Genomic DNA, 22,823 nt, shown 5'->3' on the forward strand with positions numbered 1-22,823 from the left:
TGAGGACTGCCGTGATCCTGCTTCTGTCCACTTCGGACACCGACCTGCTCAGCGCCCGTTCCAGCGAGGCCGAGTACCGGCTGGCCAACCCGGCCCGCCTCGACCTCGCGGAGCTGCCCGCCCTGCTCGACGGCGCCAAGATCGTCGTCGTCCGGATCCTCGGCTCCGAACGAAGCTGGCAGGAAGGCCTCGACACGGTCCGCGCGAGCGGCGCGCACGTGGTGGTCCTCGGCGGCGAGCAGACGCCGGACGCGCAGCTCATGAAGCTGTCCACCGTCCCGGCCGGCACCGCGGCGGAGGCGCACGCGTATCTGGCGCAGGGCGGCCCGGCCAACCTCACGCAGCTGCACCGGTTCCTGAGCGACACGCTCCTGCTCACCGGTGACGGCTTCGAGCCGCCCGCCGTGCAGCCGCTGTGGGGTGTCCTGGAGCGCGAGCCGAAGAGCACCGAGGGACCGGTCGTCGCGATCCTCTACTACCGGGCGCATCACCTGTCCGGGAACACCGAGTTCGTCCACGCCCTCGCCGACGCCGTCGAGGACGCCGGGGGCCGCGCGCTCCCGATCCACTGCGCCTCCCTGCGCACCCGCGAGCCGGAGATGATGGCCGAGCTGGCCAAGGCCGACGCGCTCCTGGTCACCGTGCTGGCCGCCGGCGGCACCCGCCCGTCCGAGGTCGGCGCGGGCGGGGACGACGAGGCGTGGGACGTCGCCGAGATGGCCGCGCTCGACATCCCGATCCTGCAGGCGCTGTGCCTCACCAGCGATCGCGAGACCTGGTCCGCGAACGACGACGGCCTCTCGCCGCTCGACGCGGGCAACCAGATGGCCGTCCCCGAGTTCGACGGCCGCCTCATCACCGTCCCGTTCTCGTTCAAGGAGATCGACGACGACGGCCTCCCCAAGTACGTGCCGGACGCCGAGCGCGCTTCGCGGGTCGCCAAGATCGCGCTCGCGCACGCGCGTCTGCGCCACACTCCCCCGCCGGAACGCCGGATCGCGCTGATGCTGTCCGCGTACCCGACGAAGCATTCCCGCGTCGGCAACGCCGTCGGCCTCGACACGCCCGCGTCCGCGATCGAACTGTTGCGCCGCATGCGCGACCAGGGTTACGACCTCGGCGACGATCCGTTCCCCGGCGTCGAGCCCACCGGCACCGACCAGCCCGACGGCGACGCTCTGATCCACGCGCTCATCGCCGCGGGCGGCCAGGATCCGGAGTGGCTCACCGAGGAACAGCTGTCCGGCAACCCGATCCGCGTGCCCGCGGACAAATACCGCGAGTGGTTCGCCGAGCTGCCCGCGGAACTGCGCGAGGGCATGGAGGAGCACTGGGGCCCGGCGCCCGGCGAGCTTTACGTCGACAACGGCGACATCGTGCTGGCGTCGCTGCAGTCCGGCAACGTCATCCTGATGATCCAACCGCCGCGCGGTTTCGGCGAGAACCCGGTCGCGATCTACCACAACCCGGATCTCCCGCCGAGCCACCACTACCTGGCCGCGTACCGCTGGCTGGAGGAGGAATTCGGCGCGCACGCCGTCGTCCACCTCGGCAAACACGGTTCGCTGGAATGGCTTCCCGGCAAGACCGCGGGTCTCTCGGACTCGTGCGCGCCGGACGCCGTCCTGGGCAATCTGCCACTGATCTACCCGTTCCTGATCAACGACCCCGGCGAGGGCGCGCAGGCGAAACGGCGCGCGCACGCCACGATCGTCGACCATCTGATCCCGCCGATGGCCCGCGCCGAGAGCTACGGCGACATGGCCCGACTGGAGCAGCTCCTCGACGAGCACGCCAACATCGCCGCGATGGACCCGGCGAAACTGCCCGCCGTCCGCGCGCAGATCTGGACGCTGATCCAGGCCGCGAAACTGGACCACGACCTCGGTGTCGAAGAACGCCCGCACGACGCGGAGTTCGACGACTTCCTACTGCACATCGACGGCTGGCTGTGCGAGGTCAAGGACGCCCAGATCCGCGACGGCCTGCACATCCTCGGCGCCGCGCCGGTGGGCGAGGCGCGGATCAACCTCGTGCTCGCCATGCTGCGCGCACAGCAGATGTGGGGCGGCAAACAGGGCGCGGTCCCCGGTCTGCGGTCCGCGTTGGGGCTCAAGGAGAACAGCGGCGCCCCACTGTCCGAAGTGGACGCCATCGAGCAGACGGCCCGCTCGCTCGTCGAGGCGATGGAGGCCAGGGACTGGTCCCCCGCCGCCGTCGCCGAGGTCGTCGCCGAAGTACCGGAACACCAGGAGGTCGCGCGCGTGCTGACCTTCGCCGCCACCGAGATCGTGCCACGTCTGGCGGGCACCGGTGCCGAGATCGACGCCGTGCTCCACGCGCTCGACGGCGGCTACATCCCCGCGGGACCCAGCGGTTCTCCGCTGCGCGGCCTGATCAACGTGCTGCCGACCGGCCGCAACTTCTACACCGTCGACCCGAAGGCCATCCCGAGCCGTCTCGCATGGGAAACTGGACAGGCGCTCGCGGACTCGCTTCTCCGCCGCTACAAGGAGGACACAGGCGACTGGCCGCGTTCGGTCGGTCTCTCGGTCTGGGGCACGTCGGCGATGCGCACGTCGGGTGACGACGCGGCGGAAGTCCTTGCCCTGCTGGGTGTCCAGCCGGTTTGGGACGAGGCTTCGCGGCGCGTCACCGGGATCGAGGCGATCCCGCTCGCCGAGCTCGGCCGTCCGCGGATCGACGTCACCGTGCGGATCAGTGGCTTCTTCCGTGACGCCTTCCCGCATGTGATCACCCTCCTGGACGACGCCGTGCGCCTGGTGGCGAACCTCGACGAGCCGGACGAACAGAACTTCGTGCGAGCCCACACCCGCGCGGATCTGGCCGCGCACGGCGACGAACGCCGGGCCACCACGAGGATCTTCGGCTCCAAGCCGGGCGCGTACGGGGCGGGTCTGCTACCGCTGATGGATTCCGGGAACTGGCGCGACGACAAGGATCTCGCCGAGGTCTACGCGGTCTGGGGCGGGTTCGCCTACGGCCGCGACCTCGACGGCAGGCCGGCGCGCGAGGACATGGAGAACTCGTACAAGCGGATCGTGGTGGCGGCCAAGAACACCGACACCCGCGAGCACGACATCGCCGACTCCGACGACTATTTCCAGTACCACGGCGGGATGATCGCGACGGTCCGCGCGCTGACCGGGACCGCGCCCGCGTCCTACGTCGGCGACAGCACCACCCCGGACGCCGTCCGCACCCGCACGCTCGGCGAGGAGACCGCCCGCGTCTTCCGGGCCCGCGTGGTCAACCCGCGGTGGCTGGCGGCGATGCGCAAGCACGGCTACAAGGGCGCTTTCGAGCTGGCGGCGACGGTCGATTACCTGTTCGGTTTCGACGCCACCGCGGGTGTCGTCGGTGACTGGATGTACGAGAAGCTCACCGAGTCCTACGTGCTCGACGAGGTCAACCAGGAGTTCCTGCGCCAGGCCAACCCGTGGGCGCTGCGCGGCATCATCGAGCGGCTGAACGAGGCGGCCGATCGGGGGCTGTGGGCGGAGCCGGACGCCGATCTTTTGGCTCAGCTGCGCGAGGTCTACCTATCGCTGGAGGGGGATCTCGAATCCTGACTTGCCTGTTGGCGGAGCTGAGCAGTGGCCGCGAAAGGTGACCATACGCGTGAACCCGCCACGGCCGAAGGCCCCGCTATCGCGGTGGCAGGGCGCCCTATCCGCATCCGTGACAGGGAAGGCTAGGCCGCGTCCTGCCGACGTCGATCGCGGTCGCGGGTTCACCAGAGACATTGCCGTCACCCGCTGGAGCAGCGTCGTGGCACTCCCGGCGGTACCACTGTCATATGCGCAGAACTTAGCGTGACAAGGGCGGTGGGACGTCAATGATCGGGAGGACAGCGATGATCAAGCGTCTGTTGAAGGTCGTGCTTCGCCACGGTTGCTGCTCGGCGTGCACCGGTCAGGGCTGCGGCTGCTGCGACGCCTGCAAGTAGAAGCTCAGAGGTGGACACCCGGGATATGGGTGTTCGCGCGGCGGACGTCGGCGGCGAGGGCGGGTACCTCGATCACCCGGCGTCCGGCCGCCTCCAGTGTCTCGGCGCCGACGCAGTCGACGAACACCGATGGCTCGCGCCAGGCGAAAACGACGCGCGGGATGCCGGCGTCGAGGATGAGCTGGGTGCAGCTTCGCGGATGTGACGTCCGCGAGCTGCACGGCTCCAGTGACGTGTACATCGTCGCCTCCGCCAGCCTCGGATCCCCTGATTCGAGTTTGGCGAGCGCGGCTTCTTCGGCATGGTTGGCGGGATCGCCGTCGCCCGAGAAACCGGTGGAGAGCACTTCGCCGTCGGCGGCGGTGATCACCGCGCCGACGCGGAAGGTGCGCGGCGGGCAGTTCTCGGCCAGCGCGATGGCCTCGCGCAGGTGTTGAATGTCCACATCGGACGGTTCCGGCGTCGCATGGTACTCCAGGACGGCGATGTCGCCCAGCCGTGTCGTTCCGGTCAGCGTCAGCCCGCGCGGGAACGCGCCCGGCCCGACGAAACGCGGCGCGCGCGTGTCGCCGACGAAGAACGGCGCGACGGCCAGATGCAGTTCGTCGACCAGGCCCTCGGTGAGGAACTGGGTATGGATCGCGCCGCCGCCTTCGACCATCAGCCGTCGGATGCCGCGCGCGTGGAGATCGGCCAGGATTTTGTTCAGGCCGGACAGTTCGACGACGGTCGCCTTCACCCCCGTGACGACGCCGGGCGGCGCGTAGACCAGCTTCTCGGTGTCGCCGACGGTGAAGAACTGCGCCGCCGGATCGAGTGACCCGCTCCGCGTGAGGGTGACCTTGACCGGCTGCTCCGGGCGCCCTTCCGCGACCCTTTTCGCGACCAGCTCCGGCGAGCGGACCAGCAACCGCGGATCGTCCGCGCGCACCGTGTTCGCGCCGACGAGGATCGCGTCCGACGCGGCACGCAGCCCGTCCACTCTGGCCCAGTCCTCCTCGTTCGACAGCACCAGCCGGGTGTCGCTCGCGTCGTCGAGGTAACCGTCGAGCGAGACCGCGGCGGAGAGCAGGACATGAGGGCGTTCGATCACGACCGCCAGTATGCCCCTCGCGGGTCTTTGGGACAGACCGTGACTCGGGGCTCTGTGGCGGGTTGTTCGTTACCGGGATTCGGCGACGGCCTGAGCCGGGGTCGGGTGTCGCGTCGGGGCGACGCTCTGGTGCCGTTGCCGGGATTCGGCGACGGTTGCCGATGGGAACTGGGACCGCTCCGATGTCACGTGACCGAGGCCGACAACCTCGGCGTTGCCGGAAATCGGCGACAACGCCTGCGGGAACCGGGGACCGGCCCGATGGCGTGTCAGGGTCGACGCACCTGGCGACCGTTGCCGCAGTTCGGCGACGGTTTCCTGCGGGAATCGGGACTGCCCCGACGTCACGTGACCAAGGACGACACCCTCGGCGTTACCGAAATTCGGCGACAGCGCCTGCCCGCACCAGGGACCGCCCCCGTGCCGCATCAGGGCCGACCGCACGGCGACCGTTACCGCAATTCGGCGACGGTTCCTGCGGGAACCGAGACCGCCCCGACGTCACGTGACCGAGACCCCTCGGCGTTACCGGAAATCGGCGACAACACCTGCGCCTGCGGGAACCGGGGACCGGCACGATGCCGCGTGACCAAGGACGACACCCTCGGCATTACCGGAAATCGGCGACAACGCCTGCCCGCACCAGGGACCACCCCCGCACCGAATCAGGGCCGACCGCACGGCGACCGTTACCGCAAATCGGCAACGACCACCTGCGGCAACCGAGACCGCCCCAACGTCACGTGACCGAGACCGACACCCCTCAGCGTTGCCAGAAAGCGGCGACAACGCCTGCCCGCACCAGGACCACCCCCGCACCGAATCAGGGCCGACCGCACCGGCGACCATTGCCGCAAATCGGCAACGACCACCTGCGGCAACCGGGACCGCCCCGACGTCACGTGACCAAGGACGCCACCCTCGGCGTTACCGAAAATCGGCAACGACCACGGAATCCACGACGCTACCCGCAGCCACATGACCAAGACCGACTCCCCCGCGTTGCCACAATTCGGCGACAGCGCCTAGGGCACCAGCGACCGTCCCCATGTCATGTGACCGAGACGCCCGCACCGTTGCCGCAATTCGGCAACGACCGCCCACGCAAGCCGCGGAACACCACCCGCACCGCCGCCGAAATCCGCCGACCCTTCGCGAGCGGACCCGACATGGTGCCGCGTCGGATCATCATCGGCCCAGCCCCGGCGCCGGTCCCGCGAACGCCGGACCAGGGTGCCCACTCAGGCCCGCGATCTCGACCGCTCCAAGGCACACACCCGCCTCATCGGCTCAAGGACGAACCCGAGTACCGGATCGCCACGAAACGGCTACCGGGCCCCACGAAAATCGATCGCCACCCGACCACCCAAGAGCTAACCTGTCGCGGTGATCTTCTGAGACGAACCTGCGCCCACATCCACCTCCTTCGCAGGGAGTCTCATGTCTTCTTCCTTGACGCTTTCCGACGTCACCTTCACCTGGCCCGACGGCGCCCCGGCGTTCGACCGCCTTTCGCTCACCCTCGGCACCGGCCGCACCGGCCTGGTCGGCACCAACGGATCCGGCAAGTCCACGCTGCTCAGGCTGCTCGCCGGCGAGCTGCGGCCCACGACGGGTTCCATCACCACACCGGGTGAACTCGGCTATCTGCCGCAGAACCTCGTCCTCGACACCGGACGCCGCGTCGACGACGTGCTCGGTGTCACCGCGATCCGCGCGGCGATCAGGGCCGTCGAGGACGGTTCCGCCACCGAAGAGCACTTCGCCACCATCGGCGACAACTGGGACGTCGAGGAACGCATCCGCGCGATCCTCGACCGGCTCGGCCTGGAAGCCGTCCGCCTGGACCGGCTGGCGGGCGAATTGTCCGGCGGCGAACTCACGTTGCTCGGTCTGGCCGCCCTGTTGCTGCGCCGTCCCGCCGCGTTGCTGCTCGACGAGCCCACGAACAACCTCGACCTGCGGGCCCGTGAACTCGTGCACCGCGAGGTCGCGGGCTGGGGCGGGATCCTCGTCGTGGTCTCGCACGATCGCGAACTGCTGCGGCTGGTCGACCGGATCGCCGAGGTCCGCGACCACGAGGTCACCTTGTACGGCGGCAACCTCGCGGACTACGAACACGCCGTCGAGGTCGCGCAGGAGGCCGCCCGGCGGCATGTGCGCGCGGCGGAGTCGGACGTCAAACGGCAGAAGCGGGAGCTGGTCGAGGCCGGGATCAAACTCGCCCGGCGGGCCCGCTACGGCCAGCAGATGTGGGACCGGAAACGCGAGCCCAAGGTGCGGATGCGCAAACGCCAGGAGGACGCGCAGATCGCCGCGGGCAAGTACCGGAACCTGCACACCGACCGGCTGGAAGGCGCCGTCGAGGCGCTGAAGGCCGCCGAGGAACTGGTGCGGGAGGACGCCGAGATCCGCGTCGAGCTGCCGGAGACGACCGTCGCCCGCGGCACGGACGTGCTCCGGATCGACGCCGTGCCCCGGTTCGGCCCGGCGGTGGACCTGCACGTCATGGGCCCCGAGCGGATCGCGCTCACCGGCCCGAACGGGTCGGGGAAGACCACCCTGCTGCGGACGATCGCCGGCGAGCTGCCGCCGAAGTCGGGCGAGGTGGGGCTCTTCGTCCCCGCGAGGCTGCTCCCCCAGCGGATCGACGCGCTGGACGACACGCTGTCCATTGTGGACAACGTGCGACTGGTCGCGCCGTCGCTCACGGACAACGAGATCCGCGCGAGGCTGGCCCGGTTCCTGTTCCGGGGCAAGGCGGCCGACCGCGAGGTGGCGTCGTTGTCCGGCGGGGAACGGTTCCGGGCGGCGCTGGCGACGTTGCTGCTGACCGAGCCCACGCCGCGACTCCTGCTGCTCGACGAGCCGACGAACAACCTCGACCTGGCCAGCGTGCGGCGGCTCACCGAGGCACTGCTCGCCTACCGGGGCACGCTCATCGTGGCGAGCCACGACCGGCCGTTCCTGGCCGACATCGGCATCACCCGCTGGCTCCCCCTCCGCGATTAGTCCTCTGGATGCGGTACTTGCACACGCAAGTACCGCATCCAGAGGACGAAACGCGGGGGTGGGTCAGGCGTCGAAGTCCACGGTGACGGCATCGGAGACGGGCACCGACTGGCAGGTGAGGACGAAACCGGCGTCGACTTCGGCCTTCTCCAGCGCGAAGTTGCGCCGCATGTCCACCTTGCCGTCGCAGATCTTCGCCCGGCAGGTGCCGCACACACCGCCCTTGCAGGCGAACGGCAGATCCGGACGGAACTTCTGCGCGCCGTCGAGCACCGAAGTCCCGCGCGGCAGCGTCATCGTCGTCGACCGGCCGTCGAGCACCAGCGTGACCTCGCTGGACGCGCCCACGACGGCCGGGTCGACGTGATGCACCGGCTCCGGCGGAGTGTCCACATAGAACAGTTCCTGATGCACGCGTTCGTCCGCGACGTCCAGCGAGCGCAGGAGTTCCTGCGCGCCGGTCACCATCTCGAACGGCCCGCACAGCCACCAGTGCGTGACGTCCTCGACCGGGATCAGCACGCTGCACAGGCGCCGCAGCTTCTCCACGTCGAGCCGCCCGGTGAACAGTTCGGCCTCGCGCGGCTCACGGGAGAGCACGTGGACGAGTTCGAGCCGCGCGGGGTAACGGTCCTTCAGATCCGCGAGGTCGTCGGCGAACATGACGGTGTCCGTGCGGCGGTTGCCGTAGAGCACGGTCACCGTCGCGTCGGAGTCGCTGAGCAGCGAAGACGCGATCGACAGCACCGGCGTGATCCCGGATCCGGCCGCGATCAGCACGTGATGCCCGGCCGCTTCCAGATCGGGGCTGAAGGTGCCGGTCGGCGGCGCGACCTCGATCTCGTCGCCGGGTTTCACGTCGCGCACGAGCCACGACGAGAACAGCCCGCCCGGCACCTCACGGACGCCGACCCGCGGCGCCGCGCCGGCGGGCGCGCAGATCGAGTACGACCGGCGCTCGTCGCGGCCGTCGATCTCGCGGCGCAGGGTCAGCGACTGCCCCGCCTTGAAGCGGAAGGTGTCCGCGAGGTCTTCGGGCACGTCGAAGGTCACCGCGACGGCGTCGTCGCACAGGCGCTGGACGTCCGCCACCTTCAGGGCGTGGAATCCCGTGCGGCGCAGGGTTGCGGTCACGCTAGATCTCCTTGACGTGTTCGAACGGTTCGAGGCAGAACCGGCAGCGGCGCAAGGCTTTGCACGCGGTCGCGCTGAACCGGGACTGCTCCTCGGTGTCCGCGGAACCACAGTTCGGGCAGCGGACAGACGACACCGCCGGGCTCAACGTGAGCGGGATCGGCCCGGTCCGCCGCGGCGCGGCTCCCGGCGGCGCGATCCCGGCCTCGGCCAGTTTCCGTTTGCCGTCCTCGGTGATCCAGTCGGTGGACCAGGCGGGCTGCAGCACCGTGCGGACCTCGACCTCACCGTAGCCCGCGCCGGTCAACGCGTGCACCAGGTCGTCGCGCATGGTGTCCATCGCCGGGCAGCCGGTGTAAGTCGGGGTGATCGCGACGACCACCCGACCGTCCTCTTCGGACACTTCACGCAGCACGCCGAGGTCGGCGAGGGTGAGCATCGGCAGCTCCGGGTCGGTGACCGTGGCCGCCACGGCGTACGCGGTCACCATGTCGCGTCCGGATGTTCCCTGGCGACACTCTGCAGCGTCGCCAGCAGGAAGCCCATCCGCTCGGTGTGCACACCGTCGCGGCCCATCCGGCCGGAAACCCCGGCGATGGCACCGATTTCGGGACGCTTCAGCGTCGCGACGGCCAGCACCTGGTCCAGGATCGCGTCGAACTCCGGCCGCAGCGACGGCGACTCGACGAACTCGACCTCGTGCGCCGCGAAAAGCTCGTCCACGTACGGCCAGACCGCGTCGAGGCCCTCTTGCATCCGCGCGTGGGACAGCTCGGTGCCGTCGCCGAGGCGCACGGCCCACTGGGCGGCGTAGTCGCGGTGGTACGCGACTTCCTTGACACCCTTGTCCGCGATGGCCGCGAGCACGGGGTCCACAGAGGACTGAAGCTGCTGCAGCAAAGCGAGCCGCCAGATCGAGAACACCAGCAGCCGTGCGATCAGATGTCCGAAGTGCCCGCCTTCGAGTTCGGCGAGGCGGACGTTGCGGTATTCCTGCTCGCTCCGGAAGAAGGCGTACGAATCCTCCGAACGCTCGCTGCCGTCGGCCTTGCCCGCGCGGGCCAGCAGCAGCCGCGCCTGCCCGAGCAGGTCGAGCGCGATGTTCGCGATCGCGACCTCGTCCTCGAGTTCGGGCGCGTTCGTGCACCACTCCTGCAGCCGGTGCGAGAAGATCAGTGCGTCGTCGCCGAGCATCAGGCAGTAGGCCGCCAGCCGCGCACCATCCACACCGGACGGAACCGTGGTGTCCACACCGGACAGCGGATCCTCGAACCCGGTGCCGAAGGCCCAGCGGGAGTCGTTCTCCTCGGTGATCGCCTCATAGGCGTTGTCGAAGCTCATGTCAGATGTGGGGGACGTTGTCGGGGATTTCGTAGAACGTCGGGTGCCGGTACACCTTGTCGCCGCTGGGCGCGAAGAACGGGTCCTTCTCGTCCGGCGAGGACGCCGTGATGTCCGACGCGCGCACGACCCAGATCGACACGCCCTCGTTGCGGCGGGTGTACAGATCCCGCGCGTGGTGCAACGCCATGTCGTCGTCCGCCGCGTGCAGCGAACCCACGTGCACGTGGTTCAGCCCGCGCTTGCCCCGGACGAACACCTCGTACAACGGCCAGTCGTGTTTCATCACGAACCCTTCTTCGCTGCGTGCGCCGAGGCGGCTTCCCGCACCCACGCGCCGTCTTCCTGGGCCCGCCGCCGGTGCGCGACGCGCTGGGCGTTGCAGGGGCCGTTGCCCTTCAACACGTTCTTGAACTCGTCCCAGTCGACGGCGCCGAAGTCGTAGTGCCCGCGTTCGGCGTTCCACTTCAGGTCCGGGTCCGGGAAGGTGACGCCCAGCGCCTCGGCCTGTGGGATGGACATGTCGACAAAGCGCTGGCGCAGCTCGTCGTTCGTGTGCCGCTTGACCTTCCACGCCATCGACTGCGCGGTGTTCGGTGAATCCGCGTCCGGCGGACCGAACATCATCAGCGACGGCCACCACCAGCGGTTCACCGCCTCCTGCACCATCTCGCGCTGTTTCTCGGTGCCGCGCATCATGGTCATCAGCAGTTCGAAACCCTGCCGCTGATGGAAGGACTCCTCCTTGCAGATGCGGATCATGGCGCGCGCGTACGGCCCGTACGAGCTGCGGCACAAGGGAACCTGGTTGCAGATCGCCGCGCCGTCCACCAGCCAGCCGATCACGCCGACGTCGGCGAAGGTCAGCGTCGGATAGTTGAAGATCGACGAGTACTTCTGCTTGCCGTTGATCAGCTTGTCGGTCAGATCCGCGCGATCGGCGCCGAGTGTGGCGGCCGCGGAGTACAGGTACAGCCCGTGTCCGGCCTCGTCCTGCACCTTCGCGAGCAAGATCGCCTTACGCCGCAAGGAAGGCGCGCGGGTGATCCAGTTGCCCTCCGGCTGCATGCCGATGATCTCCGAATGCGCGTGCTGCGCGATCTGCCGGATCATCGTCTTGCGGTAGCCCTCGGGCACCCAGTCACGCGGTTCGATGCGCTGATCGCGCTCGATCGTCGCCTCGAAATGCCGTTCGAGGTCTTCTTCCGGCAACGTCGCGGTCATGACTGCTCCTTCGCCACCAGGGTGAGCACGTCGTACTTGGCGACCGAGTCGCCGTCGGCGTTGGTGACGTCCGCGTCCCAGCGGACCTCGCCGTACTCCTGGTCGATGCGCGGGGTGATCTGCTTGGCGGTCAAGGTCACGGTCAGCGAGTCGCCGACCTTGACCGGGGTGAGGAACCGCAGGTTCTCCAGGCCGTAGTTCGCCAGCACCGGGCCGGGCTCCGGCGAGACGAACAGGCCGGCGGCGAACGAGACCACGAGGTACCCGTGCGCCACGATCCCGCCGAACAGCGGGTTCGCCGCGGCGGCCTCGGGATCGGTGTGGGCGTAGAAGGTGTCGCCGGTGAACTCGGCGAAGTGGTCGACGTCCTCCTGGGTGACGGTGCGCGGACCGGCGACCACGGAGTCGCCGATCTTGAGCTCCGCCAAGGACTTCCGGAACGGGTGGACGTCGCCTTCGGCGCGCGGCGCACCCGCGACCCAGCGGCCGGTGACCGTGCTCAGGACCGCGGGCGAACCCTGGACCGCCGTGCGCTGCATGTGGTGCAGCACGCCGCGGACGCCGCCCATCTCCTCGCCGCCACCGGCGCGGCCGGGGCCGCCGTGCACCAGCTGCGGCATCGGGGAACCGTGCCCGGTGGACTCCTTGGCGTCTTCGGCGTCCAGCACCAGCAGGCGGCCGTGGTACGGCGCGACGCCGAGGACGACTTCGCGCACGAACTCCTTGTCGGCGGAAACGACGGAACCGACGAGGCTGCCGCCGCCGCGTGCGGCGAGCTCGATGACCTGCTCGGTGGAGGTGTAGGGCAGCAGCGTCGACACCGGGCCGAACGCCTCGACCTCGTGCGGCTCGGAGCGCTCCGGGTCGGCCTTCAGCAGTACGGGTGAGATGAACGCGCCGCGTTCGGCGTCCGCGCCGACGACCTCGACCTGCTCCGGGTCGCCGAAGACGACCGTGCCGACGTCCAGCAACGCCTTGAGCGACCGCCGGACCTCCTCGCGCTGCTCCAGGCTGGCCAGGGCACCCATGCGGACACCCTCGGCGGTCGGGTTGCCGACGGTGGTCTTCGCCAGCCGCGCGCTCGCGGCCTCGGCGACCTCGTCCAGCAGGTCGGCGGGGACGAAGGCGCGGCGGATGGCGGTGCACTTCTGGCCCGCCTTGACCGTCATCTCGGTGGTCAGCTGCTTGACGAAGAGATCGAACTCGGTGGTGCCGGGTTTGGCGTCCGGGCCGAGGATCGACAGGTTGAGCGAGTCGGCTTCGGCGTTGAACCGAACGGAGTTGCGCACGATCGCGGGGTGCGCGCGCAGCTTCTGCGCGGTCGACGCGGAGCCGGTGAACGAGACGAGGTCCTGCGCGGTGACGTGGTCGAGCAGATCGCCGACGCTGCCCGCGACGAACTGCAGCGTGCCCTCGGGCAGGATGCCGGATTCGATGATGATCTCGACCAGCCGCGCGGTGAGGTACGCGGTCTGGCTGGCCGGCTTGATCAGGCTCGGCACGCCGGCGAGGAACGCGGGCGCGAACTTCTCCAGCGGACCCCAGACGGGGAAGTTGAACGCGTTGATCTGGACGGCGACGCCGCGCAGCGGGACGGCGATGTGCTGGGCGACGAAGGTGCCGCCCTTGCTCAGCGGCTCGACGTTGCCGTCGACGTAGACGGTGTCGTTCGGCAGTTCGCGCTTGCCCTTGCTGGAGTAGGCGAACAGCACGCCGATGCCGCCGTCGATGTCGACCATCGAGTCGCCCTTGGTCGCGCCCGTACGCGCGGAGAGCGCGTACAGCTCCTCGCGGTGTTCGCGCAGGTGGGAGGCCAGCGCCTTCAGCAGCGCGGCACGCTGGTGGAAGGTCAGCTCGCGCAGCGCGGGGCCGCCGACGCGGCGGCCGTACTCCAGCGCGGCGGCGAAGTCGATGCCGTCGGACGAGACCCGGGCGACCTCCTCGCCGGTGGAGGCGTCGTGCAGCGGTACTCCGTCACTTTCCGCCGTGTGCCACCCGCCGGAGACGTAGCTGCGCAGCAATGCCATGGGGCCGACCCTTCGATGGTGGGATTAACAGACCGTCCGTTCAGTAATTCACTGTAGCTCGTGACCGGGGTCTTGCAAACCCCCTGACGGCGGTGGACCCTTGACATCTGCCCGAAAGCGCGCCTTTACTTGCGACACCCTTTAACAACCGTCCATTCGGTCAGTAACCAGGTGGTCAGGCTTGACTAGCAACGCCGCGCACACGATGTTCGCCGACGACCAGGCGTCGAAGGCGCTGGGCATCGAGCTGATCGAGGCCGCCGAAGGCCACGCCGTCGCCACCATGCGGATCACCGAGACGATGGTCAACGGCCACGACATCGCCCACGGCGGCTACGTCTTCCTGCTGGCCGACACGACCTTCGCCTGCGCCTGCAACAGCCATGGGCCGGTGACCGTCGCGGCCGGCGCGGAGATCTCCTTCGTCGCGGCGGGCAAACTCGGCGACCACCTCATCGCCACCGCCACCGAACGGACGCGTTACGGCCGCAACGGCATCTACGACGTCACCGTGCACCGGGAGACCCCCGACGGGCCGGAGGTCGTCGCCGAATTCCGCGGCCGCAGCCGCACCATCCAGAAGGCGTGACGATGACTTTCAGCGACGAAGCCGAGAACCTCACCATCGACGAACTCCAGGCGCTGCAACTGAAGCGCCTCCGGTGGACGCTGCGGCACGCGTACGACAACGTGCCCTTCTACACGCGGAAGTTCGACGAGGCGGGCGTTCACCCGGACGACTGCAAGGCGCTGGAAGATCTGGCGAAGTTCCCGTTCACCACCAAACAGGATCTGCGCGACAACTACCCGTTCGGCATGTTCGCCGTGCCGGAGGCGCAGGTGAGCCGGATCCACGCGTCCAGCGGTACCACCGGGAAACCGACCGTCGTCGGCTACACGTCCGAAGACATCGACACCTGGGCGACGGTGATGGCGCGCTCGATCCGCGCCGCGGGCGGGCGGCCGGGCGACAAGGTCCACGTCGCCTACGGCTACGGCCTGTTCACCGGCGGGCTCGGCGCACACTACGGCGCCGAAAAGCTCGGCTGCACGGTGATCCCGGCGTCCGGCGGCATGACCGCGCGGCAGGTGCAGATCATCACCGACTTCAAACCCGAGATCATCATGGTCACCCCGTCGTACATGCTGACGCTGCTCGACGAGTTCGAGCGGCAGGGCATCGACCCGCAGACGAGTTCGCTCAAGGTCGGCATCTTCGGCGCGGAGCCGTGGACCGAGCAGATGCGCACGGAGATCGAGGAGCGCGTCGGCATCGACGCGGTCGACATCTACGGCCTGTCCGAGGTGATGGGCCCCGGCGTCGCGCAGGAATGCGTCGAGACCAAGGACGGGCTGCACATCTGGGAGGACCACTTCTTCCCCGAGGTGATCGACCCGTTCACCGAGAAACCGACCGACGCCGAAGGTGAGCTGCTGTTCACCTCGCTCACCAAGCAGGCGCTGCCGATCATCCGGTACCGCACGCGCGACCTGACCAGGCTGCTGCCGGGCACCGCGCGGCCGGCGTACCGGCGGATGGAGAAGGTGACCGGGCGTAGCGATGACATGATCATCCTGCGTGGCGTCAACGTCTTCCCCACGCAGATCGAGGAAGTCGTGCTGGTGACCCCCGCGCTCGCGCCGCATTTCCAGCTGATCCGGTCGACGAAGGGCCGGATGGACCACCTGACCGTCCGCGTCGAAGCGCGTCCGGACGCCACCGCCGAGCAGCGCGCCGAGGCCGCCGCCCGGCTGATCGCCGGGGTGAAGGACGGGGTCGGCGTGAGCGTCGGCGTCGAGGTCGTCGACCCGGACACGCTGGAACGCTCGCTGGGCAAGATGCGCCGCGTCCTCGACGAACGGGACCGCGCTTGAGCACCCCCGCCCGCCGGGGGCGTCCCGGTTACGACCTCGAGTCGCTGCTGCAGGTCGCGGTGAAGCTGTTCAACGAGCGCGGCTACGACGGCACCAGCATGGAGGACCTCTCCCGCAAGCTCGGCATCACGAAATCCGCGATCTACCACCACGTACCGAGCAAGGAGGAGCTGCTGCGGCTCGCCGTCGACCGCGCGCTGAACGGCCTGTTCGCCGTCGCCGCCGAGACGGAATCCTTCGAGGGCAAGGCGATCGAAAAGCTGGAGCATCTGGTGCGGGGCAGTGTCCTGGTGCTGGTCGACCAGCTGCCGTTCGTGACCCTGCTGCTGCGGGTGCGCGGCAACACCAAGATCGAACGGGCGGCGCTCGCGCGGCGGCGCGAATTCGACCGGCTCGTCACGGAACTGGTGAAACAGGCCGAAACCGAGGGCGACGTGCGCCCCGACATCGATCCCGCGGTCACGGCGCGCCTGCTGTACGGCATGGTGAACTCGCTGATCGAGTGGTACCGACCGCGTCGTGGTTCGGCCGGGACGGAGCTGGCGGACGCGGTGTGCAAGATCGCCTTCGACGGCCTGCGGACTCAATAGCCGTAACTCGCGTGATTGAAGGCGGATCTCGCGTGATTGGAGCCGTTCCGTCTTCAATCACGCGAGTTACGGCTCCAAGCACGCGTGATCAGGATTTTGGCGGCCGCCGGGCCTGCCAGACCAGTGCGTCGCGCAACTGCTGGATGAGCTGTTCGTCGTCGGCCTCCGACGGATCCACCCCGAGCGGGATCCAGCGTTCGCAGACCTCGGCGCCGTTCTCGAAACTCGTGATCACGATCCCCGCGTACGAGACGGCTTCCTCCCCGGTGTCACCTTGGATGCGGACGTCACGATGCTGCAGCCGGACACTGACCCACCGTCCGGCACGGCGGACCGGATCGCGCTCAGCACTGGTCATTCGTCCCTACCCATGACACCCGGTCCCCCGCCCCGAACGTCGCCGCGAAGGCCCCAGGGGTTACCGAGGGGTTGTTCCGAATGAGTAACGGCAGACGGCCACGTGAAACGGTTACGCTCGGCCCATGAGCACCGATCCGGAGGCCCGGCGGCGCCGCCTCGAACCGGCCGCCCGGCGCGCCGAGATCCTGACCGCGGCCCGGCGGCTGTTCGGCGAGGGCACGTACGCCTCGGTTTCGACCTCGGACATCGCGAAGGCCGCCGGGGTGGCCCGGCCGCTGATCAACCACTACTTCGGCGGCAAACGCGAGCTGTACCTGGAAGTCGTCCGGCAGATGATGATCGTCCCGGCGCCGGTGATCGAGAACCTGCCGGAGACGACCGCCGAGGAGCGGCTCGCGATCAGCGTCCGGCATTGGATCGAGGTCGTCGAGCGCAACGAGCAGGCGTGGCTGACGGCGATCGGCCCGGAGGCGGTGGGCCGCGACCCGGAGATCGAGCGGATCATGCTGGAGGGTGACGAGATCGCCGCCGATCGCGTGCTCGCGGCCGCCTTGATGAGCGACGTCACCGAGGGTCGCGAAGAACTCCGCGCGATGATCCGTTCGTACGGCGGGATGCTGCGCGCGGCGTCACGCGAATGGCTGATCCGCGGCACGCTCGGCCGGGAGGAGCTGCGGGTGTTCCTCACCGAGTCGATCCTGCACCTGCTGCGGGTCACCTACCCGGCCGTGCTCGCAACGCGTTCCGCCGGGCGTAGGCCGCCGGCGTCATCCCCTTCCAGCGTTTGAAGGCGTAGATGAAACTCGACGCCTCCGCGTAGCCCAGCCGCAGCGCGACGTCCTCCACGGTGAGCGCGCCGGTGTCCAGCATCTCCTCCGCCAGCGCCTGGCGGACCTCGTCGAGCAGGGCCCGGTAGCCGGTCCCGGCCTCGAACAGCCGTCGCCGCAGGGTCCGGGGGCTGAGCGCGAGCTGCCGCGCGACCTCCTCCATACCCGCGTCGACCCCGCCGAGCCGTACCAGTCTTTCCCGCACCTGCTGGGCGATCCCGGATCGCTCCCGTTTCCGTGACACCAGCAGTTCGCATTGCGCGGCGCACACCGCGACGGTCTGGTCGTTGGCCTGCGGCAGCGGTTTGTCGAGGAGGAGCGGGTCCAGGGTGGCGACATGCGACGTCGCCGAGAACGACGGCGCCAGCCCGAAGGTCCGCACGTATTCGTCCACAGTGGAGGGTTTGTCGTGCCGGAAGGCCAAGGAGCGCAAGGAGATGTCCGGCAGGATGTCGCGCATGACGGTGTGGATGGCGCCGAGGTCGCGCAGCAGCAGGAAGCGGGCGACGTCGCCGGGCACGCGGCTGTCGTCCATGGCGAGCGCGAGCCGTCCCGCCTCGACGGTCACGTGCGGGATGCAGAACGTGAAGCTCAGGTCCAGGTAGCGCAGGGCGAAGCGCATCGCGTCCCCCAGCGTCGGGCTGCTGATGCACGCGAACCCGAAGATGCCGAACGCGCTGACCCGGTATCGCCTGCTCAGCCGGAGCGCGACCGCGTCCTCGCCGCCCAGCCCGCGGACCAGGGCCCGGACCACCGCGAGTTCCTGACGCGCGTCGACCTGGCCGTCCACGGGGGCGTGTTCGTAGGACTCCAGCCCCTCGACGCCGTTTTCGGCGGCGAAGCGGGCCATGAGCACGATGCTCGCCGTGCCGCGCGGGTAGTCCCAGTCCCGGATCACCGGCGGCGGTAGTTCCATGGCCGGGATTATGGATCCCCTGGCGACGATCGGCCCATTGAGGACCATAACTGTCCTTGATCCCCTTTAGGGTGAGCGGCATGTCCGACACGTTGAGCAGGCGCGCGCTGAACCGCGCCATGCTGGACCGGCAGTTGCTGCTCCGGCGTTCGAAGATGACCGCGCTCGAAGCGGTCGAGCATCTGGCCGGGCTGCAGGCGCAGGCGCCGAACCCGCCGTACTTCGCGCTGTGGACCCGGCTGCACGGCTTCCGCCAGGAAGACCTCGCGAGCCTCCTGCTGGACAAGAGCGTCGTGCGGATCGCGCTCATGCGCGGCACGGTGCACCTGGTCACGCCGTCGGACGCGCTCGCGTGGCGCCCCATCGTGCAGCCGCTCTACGACCGCTCGGTGCTCGGCAACACCCAGCACGGCCCCGACATCAAGGGCCTCGACCACCAGGAGATCGCCCGCACCGCCCGCAAACTGCTGGGTGAGCGGCCGCTTTCGTCGGCAGGCCTCGGCGCGGAACTGGCGAAGCACTGGGAAGGCGTCGCGCCGTCGTCGCTGGTGCACGTCGCACGGGCGCTGCTGCCGCTGGTGCAGATCCCGCCGCGCGGCGTCTGGGGCAAGTCCGGGCAGCCGACGTATCAGACCACCGGGGACTGGCTGGGCGCCGAACCGAACACCGCGCCGTCGCCGGAAGCGATGTTCCGGCGCTACCTGGCCGCGTTCGGGCCGGCCAGCGTGCAGGACGCGCAGGCCTGGGCCGGGATCACGAAGCTCGGCGACGTCGCCGAGCGGCTGCGGCCGGAGCTGCGGACGTTCCGTGACGAGAACGGCCGCGAGCTCTTCGACCTGCCCGAGGCCTCGCGTCCGGATCCGGACACCCCCGCGCCCGCGCGGCTGCTGGGCCCGTTCGACCAGACCGTCCTGTCCTACGCCGACCGCACGCGGGTGATCAGCGACGAGCACCGCAAGGTCGTCATCACGCAGAACGGCCTGGTCAAAGGCACCATCCTGGTCGGCGGGATGGTGAAGGGCTTCTGGGAGATCAAGACGGTGAAGAAGGCGGCTTCGGTGGTGATCACGCCGTTCGAGCGCGTCCCTAAGCGCGATCTGGACACCCTGGAGAGCTCCGCGCACCGCCTCCTGGCCTGGGCGCACCCGCAGGCGGAGACCCACTCGGTGCATTTAGTCCTCTGAATGCGGGCGGGGGCGTGGCCGGAAATCTCGATCGAGTGGCCGCTCGTGTACTTCCACCAGGGGTGACCGCTGGGTAACTTCGATCGGCATGGGCGATACGAGCGTGCTGATCGTAGGGACGGGCTTCGGCGGGGTCGGGACGGCGATCGAGCTCAAACGCGCCGGCTTCGAGAACTTCACCATCCTGGAGAGCGCCGACGAACCCGGTGGCGTCTGGCGGGAGAACACGTATCCCGGCGCGGGCTGCGACATCCCGTCGCCGCTGTACTCGTTCTCCTACGAGCCCAATCCCGACTGGCCGAAGCGGTTCTCGCTGCAACCGGACATCCACGAGTACCTCAAACGCGTGGTGCGCCGCTACGGACTCGAACCGCACATCCGGTTCGGCGTCCGCGTCACCTCCGCGGCCTTCGACGAGGAACGCGGGCTCTGGCGGGTGGAGACCGCGGGCGGCGAGACGTACGAAGCGAACGTCTTCGTCCCCGCCGTCGGCCAGCTCTCGCGACCCGTCCAGCCGGACATCCCCGGCCAGGAGACCTTCGAAGGCACCAGCTTCCACTCCGCGCACTGGGATCACGACGTCGATCTGCGCGGCAAGAAGGTCGCGGTGATCGGCACCGGCGCGAGCGCCATCCAGTTCGTGCCCGAACTCCAGCGCCAGGCGGGCGAACTGACCGTCTTCCAGCGCACCGCGCCCTACATCATGGCGAAACGGGACACCGCTTACCGGCGCTGGCAGCAGCGACTGTTCCGGCACCTGCCCGCGACGCAGCTGATCGGCAGGCTCCGGATCTTCCTGCTCGCCGAATACGCGACCTACGCGATGACGAAGCATCCGTTGCTGGCCAAGGTCTTCGAGCTGCGGACGGCCCAGCTGCGCCGCCGTCACATCAAGGATCCGGCGCTGCGCGAGAAACTCACCCCGGACTACCCGCTGGGCTGCAAACGGATCCTGTTCACCAACGAGTACCTGCCCGCGCTGGCGCAGCACAACGTCGCCGTGGAGACGCGGCGTATCAGCGCGATCACCCCGTCCGGCGTGCTCACCGAGGACGGCGTCGAGCACGAGGCGGACGTCATCGTCTACGGGACCGGTTTCGCGGCGACCGACTTCCTCGGCGAGCTGAAGGTGGAAGGCCTCGGCGGAAAAGCGTTGTCGGACGCGTGGAAGGGCGGCGCGCGGGCGTACCTCGGCATGACCGTGCCGGGTTTCCCGAACCTGTTCTGCGTCTACGGCCCCAACACGAACCTCGGCGCGGGCTCCATCATCTACATGATCGAACGGCAGGCCCGCTACATCCGCCAGGCCGTCGAACACCTCGCGAAACCCGAAGTGTCCTATATGGACGTCGTCCCGGAGGTCGAGCAACGGTACGACGAGGAGATCCAGCGACGGCTGGGCAAGAGCGTCTGGACGACCTGCGCCAGCTGGTACCGCCAGGAGAACGGGCGCGTGAGCACGAACTGGCCCGGTCTGGTCACCGAATACGACCGCCGGACGAAGACGCTCGACCTCGGCGACTACCGGACGGCGGGACCGCGATGAACTACGACGTGCTGGTGATCGGCTCCGGTTTCGGCGGCAGCGTGACCGCGTTGCGGCTCACCGAGAAGGGCTATCGCGTAGGCGTGCTGGAGACCGGCCGCCGCTTCGCCGACGACGAGTTCGCGAAGACCTCGTGGCGGCTGCGGAAGTACCTGTGGGCCCCGAAACTGGGCTGCTACGGCATCCAGCGGCTCACGCTGCTGAAGAACACGTTCGTGCTGAGCGGAGCGGGTGTCGGCGGCGGCTCGCTCGTCTACGCGAACACGCTCTACGAGCCCCCGGACACCTTCTATCGGGATCCGCAGTGGGCGCACATCACCGACTGGAAGGCCGAACTCGCCCCGCATTACGACCAGGCGAAACGGATGCTGGGCGTGGTCGAGAACCCGCTGGTCACCCCGGCCGACCGCGTGCTGCGCGAAGTCGCCGAGGACATGGGGATCGCGGACACCTACCGGCCGACCCCGGTCGGCGTCCACTTCGGCGCGCGCGACGTCGACCCGTTCTTCGGCGGCGAAGGCCCGCTGCGGAAGCCGTGCACGCACTGCGGCGAGTGCATGACCGGCTGCCGGGTCGGCGCGAAGAACACGACCGTCAAGAACTACCTGTACCTGGCGGAGAAGGCGGGCGCGGAGGTCCACCCGCTGACCACCGCGGTGTCGGTCCGGCCGATCGGCGGCGGCTACGCGGTCGACACCGTCCGAACAGGACGGTGGGTCCGCAAGGCCAAGCGGACCTTCACCGCCGAGCACGTCGTGTTCGCCGCCGCTTCCCTGGGCACGCAACGACTTCTGCACTCGCTCAAGGATTCGGGCACCCTGCCGGAGCTGTCGCCGCGGTTGGGTCTGCTCGCCAGGACGAATTCCGAGGCTGTGCTCGCCGCGCGCTCGCTGCGCGACGACACGGACTTCACTCGCGGCGTCGCGATCACGTCGTCGATCCACCCCGACGCCGTCACGCATGTCGAACCGGTGCGTTACGGCAAGGGCAGCAACGCCATGGGACTGCTCGCGACGGTGCTCGTGGACGCCGAGCCGGGCAAACGCCGGTGGGCGCTGGGCGTCCGCGAGCTGTGGCGGCACCGGCGGAACCTGGTGCGGCTGCACAACCCGCGACGCTGGTCGGAACGGATGGTCGGGCTGCTGGTGATGCAGACGCTGAACAATTCCGTGACCACGTATACGAAACGCGGGCTCTTCGGTCGCCGGATGACCACGAAACAGGGCATCGGCGACCCGAACCCCGAATGGATCCCGGCCGGGCACGAGGTCACCCGGCGGGTGGCGGACAAGATCGGCGGGCTGGCGCAGGGAGCGTGGACGGATCTGGCGAACATCCCGGTCACCGGCCATTTCATCGGCGGCTGCGCGATCGGCGACAGCGCAGAGACCGGCGTCGTCGATCCGTACCAGCGGGTGCACGGGTATCCGGGGCTGCACATCGCCGACGGCTCGGCGATCTCGGCGAACCTCGGCGTGAACCCGTCGCTGACCATCACCGCGCAGGCGGAACGCGCGATGTCGTTGTGGCCCAACAAAGGCGAGGACGACCCGCGGCCGCCGCTCGGCTCCGCCTACCGGCGCCTGTCCCCTGTCGCCCCGCTGAAGCCCGTCGTCCCTCCGGAGGCCCCGGCGGCCCTGCGCCTGCCCCTCACCCCGCTCTAACCCCCGCGTTTCGTCCTCTGGATGCGGTAGTTCGCCCTGCCAACTACCGCATCCAGAGGA

General features: G+C 69.2%; 18 protein-coding genes. 9 read left to right on the forward strand and 9 right to left on the reverse strand.

The features are described 5' to 3' along the window. Positions 1–11: 11 nt before the first annotated feature. Complete coding sequence (cobN, locus tag AJAP_RS30755) at positions 12–3,593, forward strand: cobaltochelatase subunit CobN (protein WP_038517871.1); 3,582 nt, start codon at positions 12–14, stop codon at positions 3,591–3,593. A gap of 381 nt (positions 3,594–3,974) precedes the next feature. Here cobN and AJAP_RS30760 read toward each other — a convergent pair whose 3' ends face one another. Continuing rightward, positions 3,975–5,063 (reverse strand): dihydrofolate reductase family protein, encoded by a 1,089-nt coding sequence (locus tag AJAP_RS30760; protein WP_038517875.1) that lies wholly within the window; start codon positions 5,061–5,063, stop codon positions 3,975–3,977. A gap of 1,440 nt (positions 5,064–6,503) precedes the next feature. Between AJAP_RS30760 and AJAP_RS30765 the strand changes: the two genes are divergently transcribed. After that, positions 6,504–8,075 (forward strand): ABC-F family ATP-binding cassette domain-containing protein, encoded by a 1,572-nt coding sequence (locus AJAP_RS30765; RefSeq protein ID WP_038517878.1) that lies wholly within the window; start codon positions 6,504–6,506, stop codon positions 8,073–8,075. A 63-nt stretch (positions 8,076–8,138) separates the two neighbouring features. Here the strand turns inward: AJAP_RS30765 and paaE are convergent, their stop codons facing one another. The 6 genes from paaE to paaZ are packed head-to-tail and all read right to left on the reverse strand — an operon-like array spanning position 8,139 to position 13,801. Continuing rightward, a complete protein-coding gene (paaE, locus tag AJAP_RS30770) occupies positions 8,139–9,209 on the reverse strand; it encodes a 1,2-phenylacetyl-CoA epoxidase subunit PaaE (RefSeq protein WP_038517881.1) in 1,071 nt (356 codons plus the stop codon). A gap of 1 nt (position 9,210) precedes the next feature. Continuing rightward, entirely contained in the window at positions 9,211–9,699 is a 489-nt protein-coding gene (gene paaD / locus AJAP_RS30775; protein WP_037346628.1) for a 1,2-phenylacetyl-CoA epoxidase subunit PaaD, read from the reverse strand. Beyond that, positions 9,693–10,550 (reverse strand): 1,2-phenylacetyl-CoA epoxidase subunit PaaC, encoded by an 858-nt coding sequence (gene paaC, locus AJAP_RS30780; protein WP_038517883.1) that lies wholly within the window; start codon positions 10,548–10,550, stop codon positions 9,693–9,695. Before paaC ends, paaD begins: the two co-directional genes overlap by 7 nt. A gap of 1 nt (position 10,551) precedes the next feature. Continuing rightward, positions 10,552–10,836 carry a 1,2-phenylacetyl-CoA epoxidase subunit PaaB gene (gene paaB, locus AJAP_RS30785; protein ID WP_037346994.1) on the reverse strand — a complete coding sequence of 95 codons (285 nt, stop codon included), beginning with the start codon at positions 10,834–10,836 and terminating at the stop codon, positions 10,552–10,554. After that, positions 10,836–11,774 (reverse strand): 1,2-phenylacetyl-CoA epoxidase subunit PaaA, encoded by a 939-nt coding sequence (gene paaA / locus AJAP_RS30790; RefSeq protein WP_038517888.1) that lies wholly within the window; start codon positions 11,772–11,774, stop codon positions 10,836–10,838. The genes paaB and paaA overlap by 1 nt, the downstream gene beginning before the upstream one ends. Next, entirely contained in the window at positions 11,771–13,801 is a 2,031-nt protein-coding gene (gene paaZ / locus AJAP_RS30795; RefSeq protein ID WP_038517891.1) for a phenylacetic acid degradation bifunctional protein PaaZ, read from the reverse strand. The genes paaA and paaZ overlap by 4 nt, the downstream gene beginning before the upstream one ends. A gap of 205 nt (positions 13,802–14,006) precedes the next feature. Here paaZ and paaI point away from each other — a divergent pair, with 205 nt between their 5' ends. The 3 genes from paaI to AJAP_RS30810 are packed head-to-tail and all read left to right on the forward strand — an operon-like array spanning position 14,007 to position 16,266. Beyond that, complete coding sequence (gene paaI, locus AJAP_RS30800) at positions 14,007–14,390, forward strand: hydroxyphenylacetyl-CoA thioesterase PaaI (protein WP_038517894.1); 384 nt, start codon at positions 14,007–14,009, stop codon at positions 14,388–14,390. Positions 14,391–14,392: 2 nt separating this feature from the next. Beyond that, complete coding sequence (gene paaK / locus AJAP_RS30805; RefSeq protein ID WP_038524186.1) at positions 14,393–15,676, forward strand: phenylacetate--CoA ligase PaaK; 1,284 nt, start codon at positions 14,393–14,395, stop codon at positions 15,674–15,676. Continuing rightward, positions 15,673–16,266 carry a TetR/AcrR family transcriptional regulator gene (locus AJAP_RS30810; RefSeq protein ID WP_034323145.1) on the forward strand — a complete coding sequence of 198 codons (594 nt, stop codon included), beginning with the start codon at positions 15,673–15,675 and terminating at the stop codon, positions 16,264–16,266. Before paaK ends, AJAP_RS30810 begins: the two co-directional genes overlap by 4 nt. A gap of 88 nt (positions 16,267–16,354) precedes the next feature. Here the strand turns inward: AJAP_RS30810 and AJAP_RS30815 are convergent, their stop codons facing one another. Continuing rightward, on the reverse strand, positions 16,355–16,624 hold the full coding sequence (locus AJAP_RS30815) for a hypothetical protein (RefSeq protein WP_038517897.1): 270 nt from the start codon (positions 16,622–16,624) through the stop codon (positions 16,355–16,357). A gap of 124 nt (positions 16,625–16,748) precedes the next feature. On the opposite strand from AJAP_RS30815, the gene AJAP_RS30820 reads away from it, so the two are divergent. After that, positions 16,749–17,414, forward strand: coding sequence for a TetR/AcrR family transcriptional regulator (locus AJAP_RS30820; RefSeq protein ID WP_038517900.1), 666 nt, complete (start codon positions 16,749–16,751; stop codon positions 17,412–17,414). On the opposite strand, the gene AJAP_RS30825 is transcribed toward AJAP_RS30820, so the two are convergent. Then, positions 17,341–18,369 (reverse strand): AraC family transcriptional regulator, encoded by a 1,029-nt coding sequence (locus AJAP_RS30825; RefSeq protein WP_038517904.1) that lies wholly within the window; start codon positions 18,367–18,369, stop codon positions 17,341–17,343. The genes AJAP_RS30820 and AJAP_RS30825 overlap by 74 nt on opposite strands. Before the next feature lie 80 nt (positions 18,370–18,449). On the opposite strand from AJAP_RS30825, the gene AJAP_RS30830 reads away from it, so the two are divergent. The 3 genes from AJAP_RS30830 (at position 18,450) to AJAP_RS30840 (ending at position 22,763) form a co-directional block, all read left to right on the forward strand. Next, entirely contained in the window at positions 18,450–19,553 is a 1,104-nt protein-coding gene (locus AJAP_RS30830) for a winged helix DNA-binding domain-containing protein (protein WP_038517907.1), read from the forward strand. A gap of 88 nt (positions 19,554–19,641) precedes the next feature. Further along, positions 19,642–21,099 carry a flavin-containing monooxygenase gene (locus AJAP_RS30835; RefSeq protein WP_038517909.1) on the forward strand — a complete coding sequence of 486 codons (1,458 nt, stop codon included), beginning with the start codon at positions 19,642–19,644 and terminating at the stop codon, positions 21,097–21,099. Then, positions 21,096–22,763, forward strand: coding sequence for a GMC oxidoreductase (locus AJAP_RS30840; protein WP_038517911.1), 1,668 nt, complete (start codon positions 21,096–21,098; stop codon positions 22,761–22,763). The genes AJAP_RS30835 and AJAP_RS30840 overlap by 4 nt, the downstream gene beginning before the upstream one ends. The last annotated feature ends 60 nt before the right edge of the window (positions 22,764–22,823 follow it).

This window comes from Amycolatopsis japonica (assembly GCF_000732925.1).
In the GTDB taxonomy this organism is placed as follows: domain Bacteria; phylum Actinomycetota; class Actinomycetes; order Mycobacteriales; family Pseudonocardiaceae; genus Amycolatopsis; species Amycolatopsis japonica.

What these genes read in the sequence shown, in the direction of transcription:
- paaI (WP_038517894.1), top strand. Translation starts at nt 14,007, where the DNA reads ATGTTCGCCGACGACCAGGCGTCGAAGGCGCTGGGCATCGAGCTGATC.
- AJAP_RS30765 (WP_038517878.1), top strand. Translation starts at nt 6,504, where the DNA reads ATGTCTTCTTCCTTGACGCTTTCCGACGTCACCTTCACCTGGCCCGAC.
- AJAP_RS30830 (WP_038517907.1), top strand. Translation starts at nt 18,450, where the DNA reads ATGTCCGACACGTTGAGCAGGCGCGCGCTGAACCGCGCCATGCTGGAC.
- paaC (WP_038517883.1), bottom strand. Translation starts at nt 10,550, where the DNA reads ATGAGCTTCGACAACGCCTATGAGGCGATCACCGAGGAGAACGACTCC.
- AJAP_RS30835 (WP_038517909.1), top strand. Translation starts at nt 19,642, where the DNA reads ATGGGCGATACGAGCGTGCTGATCGTAGGGACGGGCTTCGGCGGGGTC.
- AJAP_RS30825 (WP_038517904.1), bottom strand. Translation starts at nt 18,369, where the DNA reads ATGGAACTACCGCCGCCGGTGATCCGGGACTGGGACTACCCGCGCGGC.
- AJAP_RS30840 (WP_038517911.1), top strand. Translation starts at nt 21,096, where the DNA reads ATGAACTACGACGTGCTGGTGATCGGCTCCGGTTTCGGCGGCAGCGTG.
- AJAP_RS30820 (WP_038517900.1), top strand. Translation starts at nt 16,749, where the DNA reads ATGAGCACCGATCCGGAGGCCCGGCGGCGCCGCCTCGAACCGGCCGCC.
- paaB (WP_037346994.1), bottom strand. Translation starts at nt 10,836, where the DNA reads ATGAAACACGACTGGCCGTTGTACGAGGTGTTCGTCCGGGGCAAGCGC.
- paaA (WP_038517888.1), bottom strand. Translation starts at nt 11,774, where the DNA reads ATGACCGCGACGTTGCCGGAAGAAGACCTCGAACGGCATTTCGAGGCG.
- paaK (WP_038524186.1), top strand. Translation starts at nt 14,393, where the DNA reads ATGACTTTCAGCGACGAAGCCGAGAACCTCACCATCGACGAACTCCAG.
- AJAP_RS30815 (WP_038517897.1), bottom strand. Translation starts at nt 16,624, where the DNA reads ATGACCAGTGCTGAGCGCGATCCGGTCCGCCGTGCCGGACGGTGGGTC.
- paaZ (WP_038517891.1), bottom strand. Translation starts at nt 13,801, where the DNA reads ATGGCATTGCTGCGCAGCTACGTCTCCGGCGGGTGGCACACGGCGGAA.
- paaD (WP_037346628.1), bottom strand. Translation starts at nt 9,699, where the DNA reads ATGGTGACCGCGTACGCCGTGGCGGCCACGGTCACCGACCCGGAGCTG.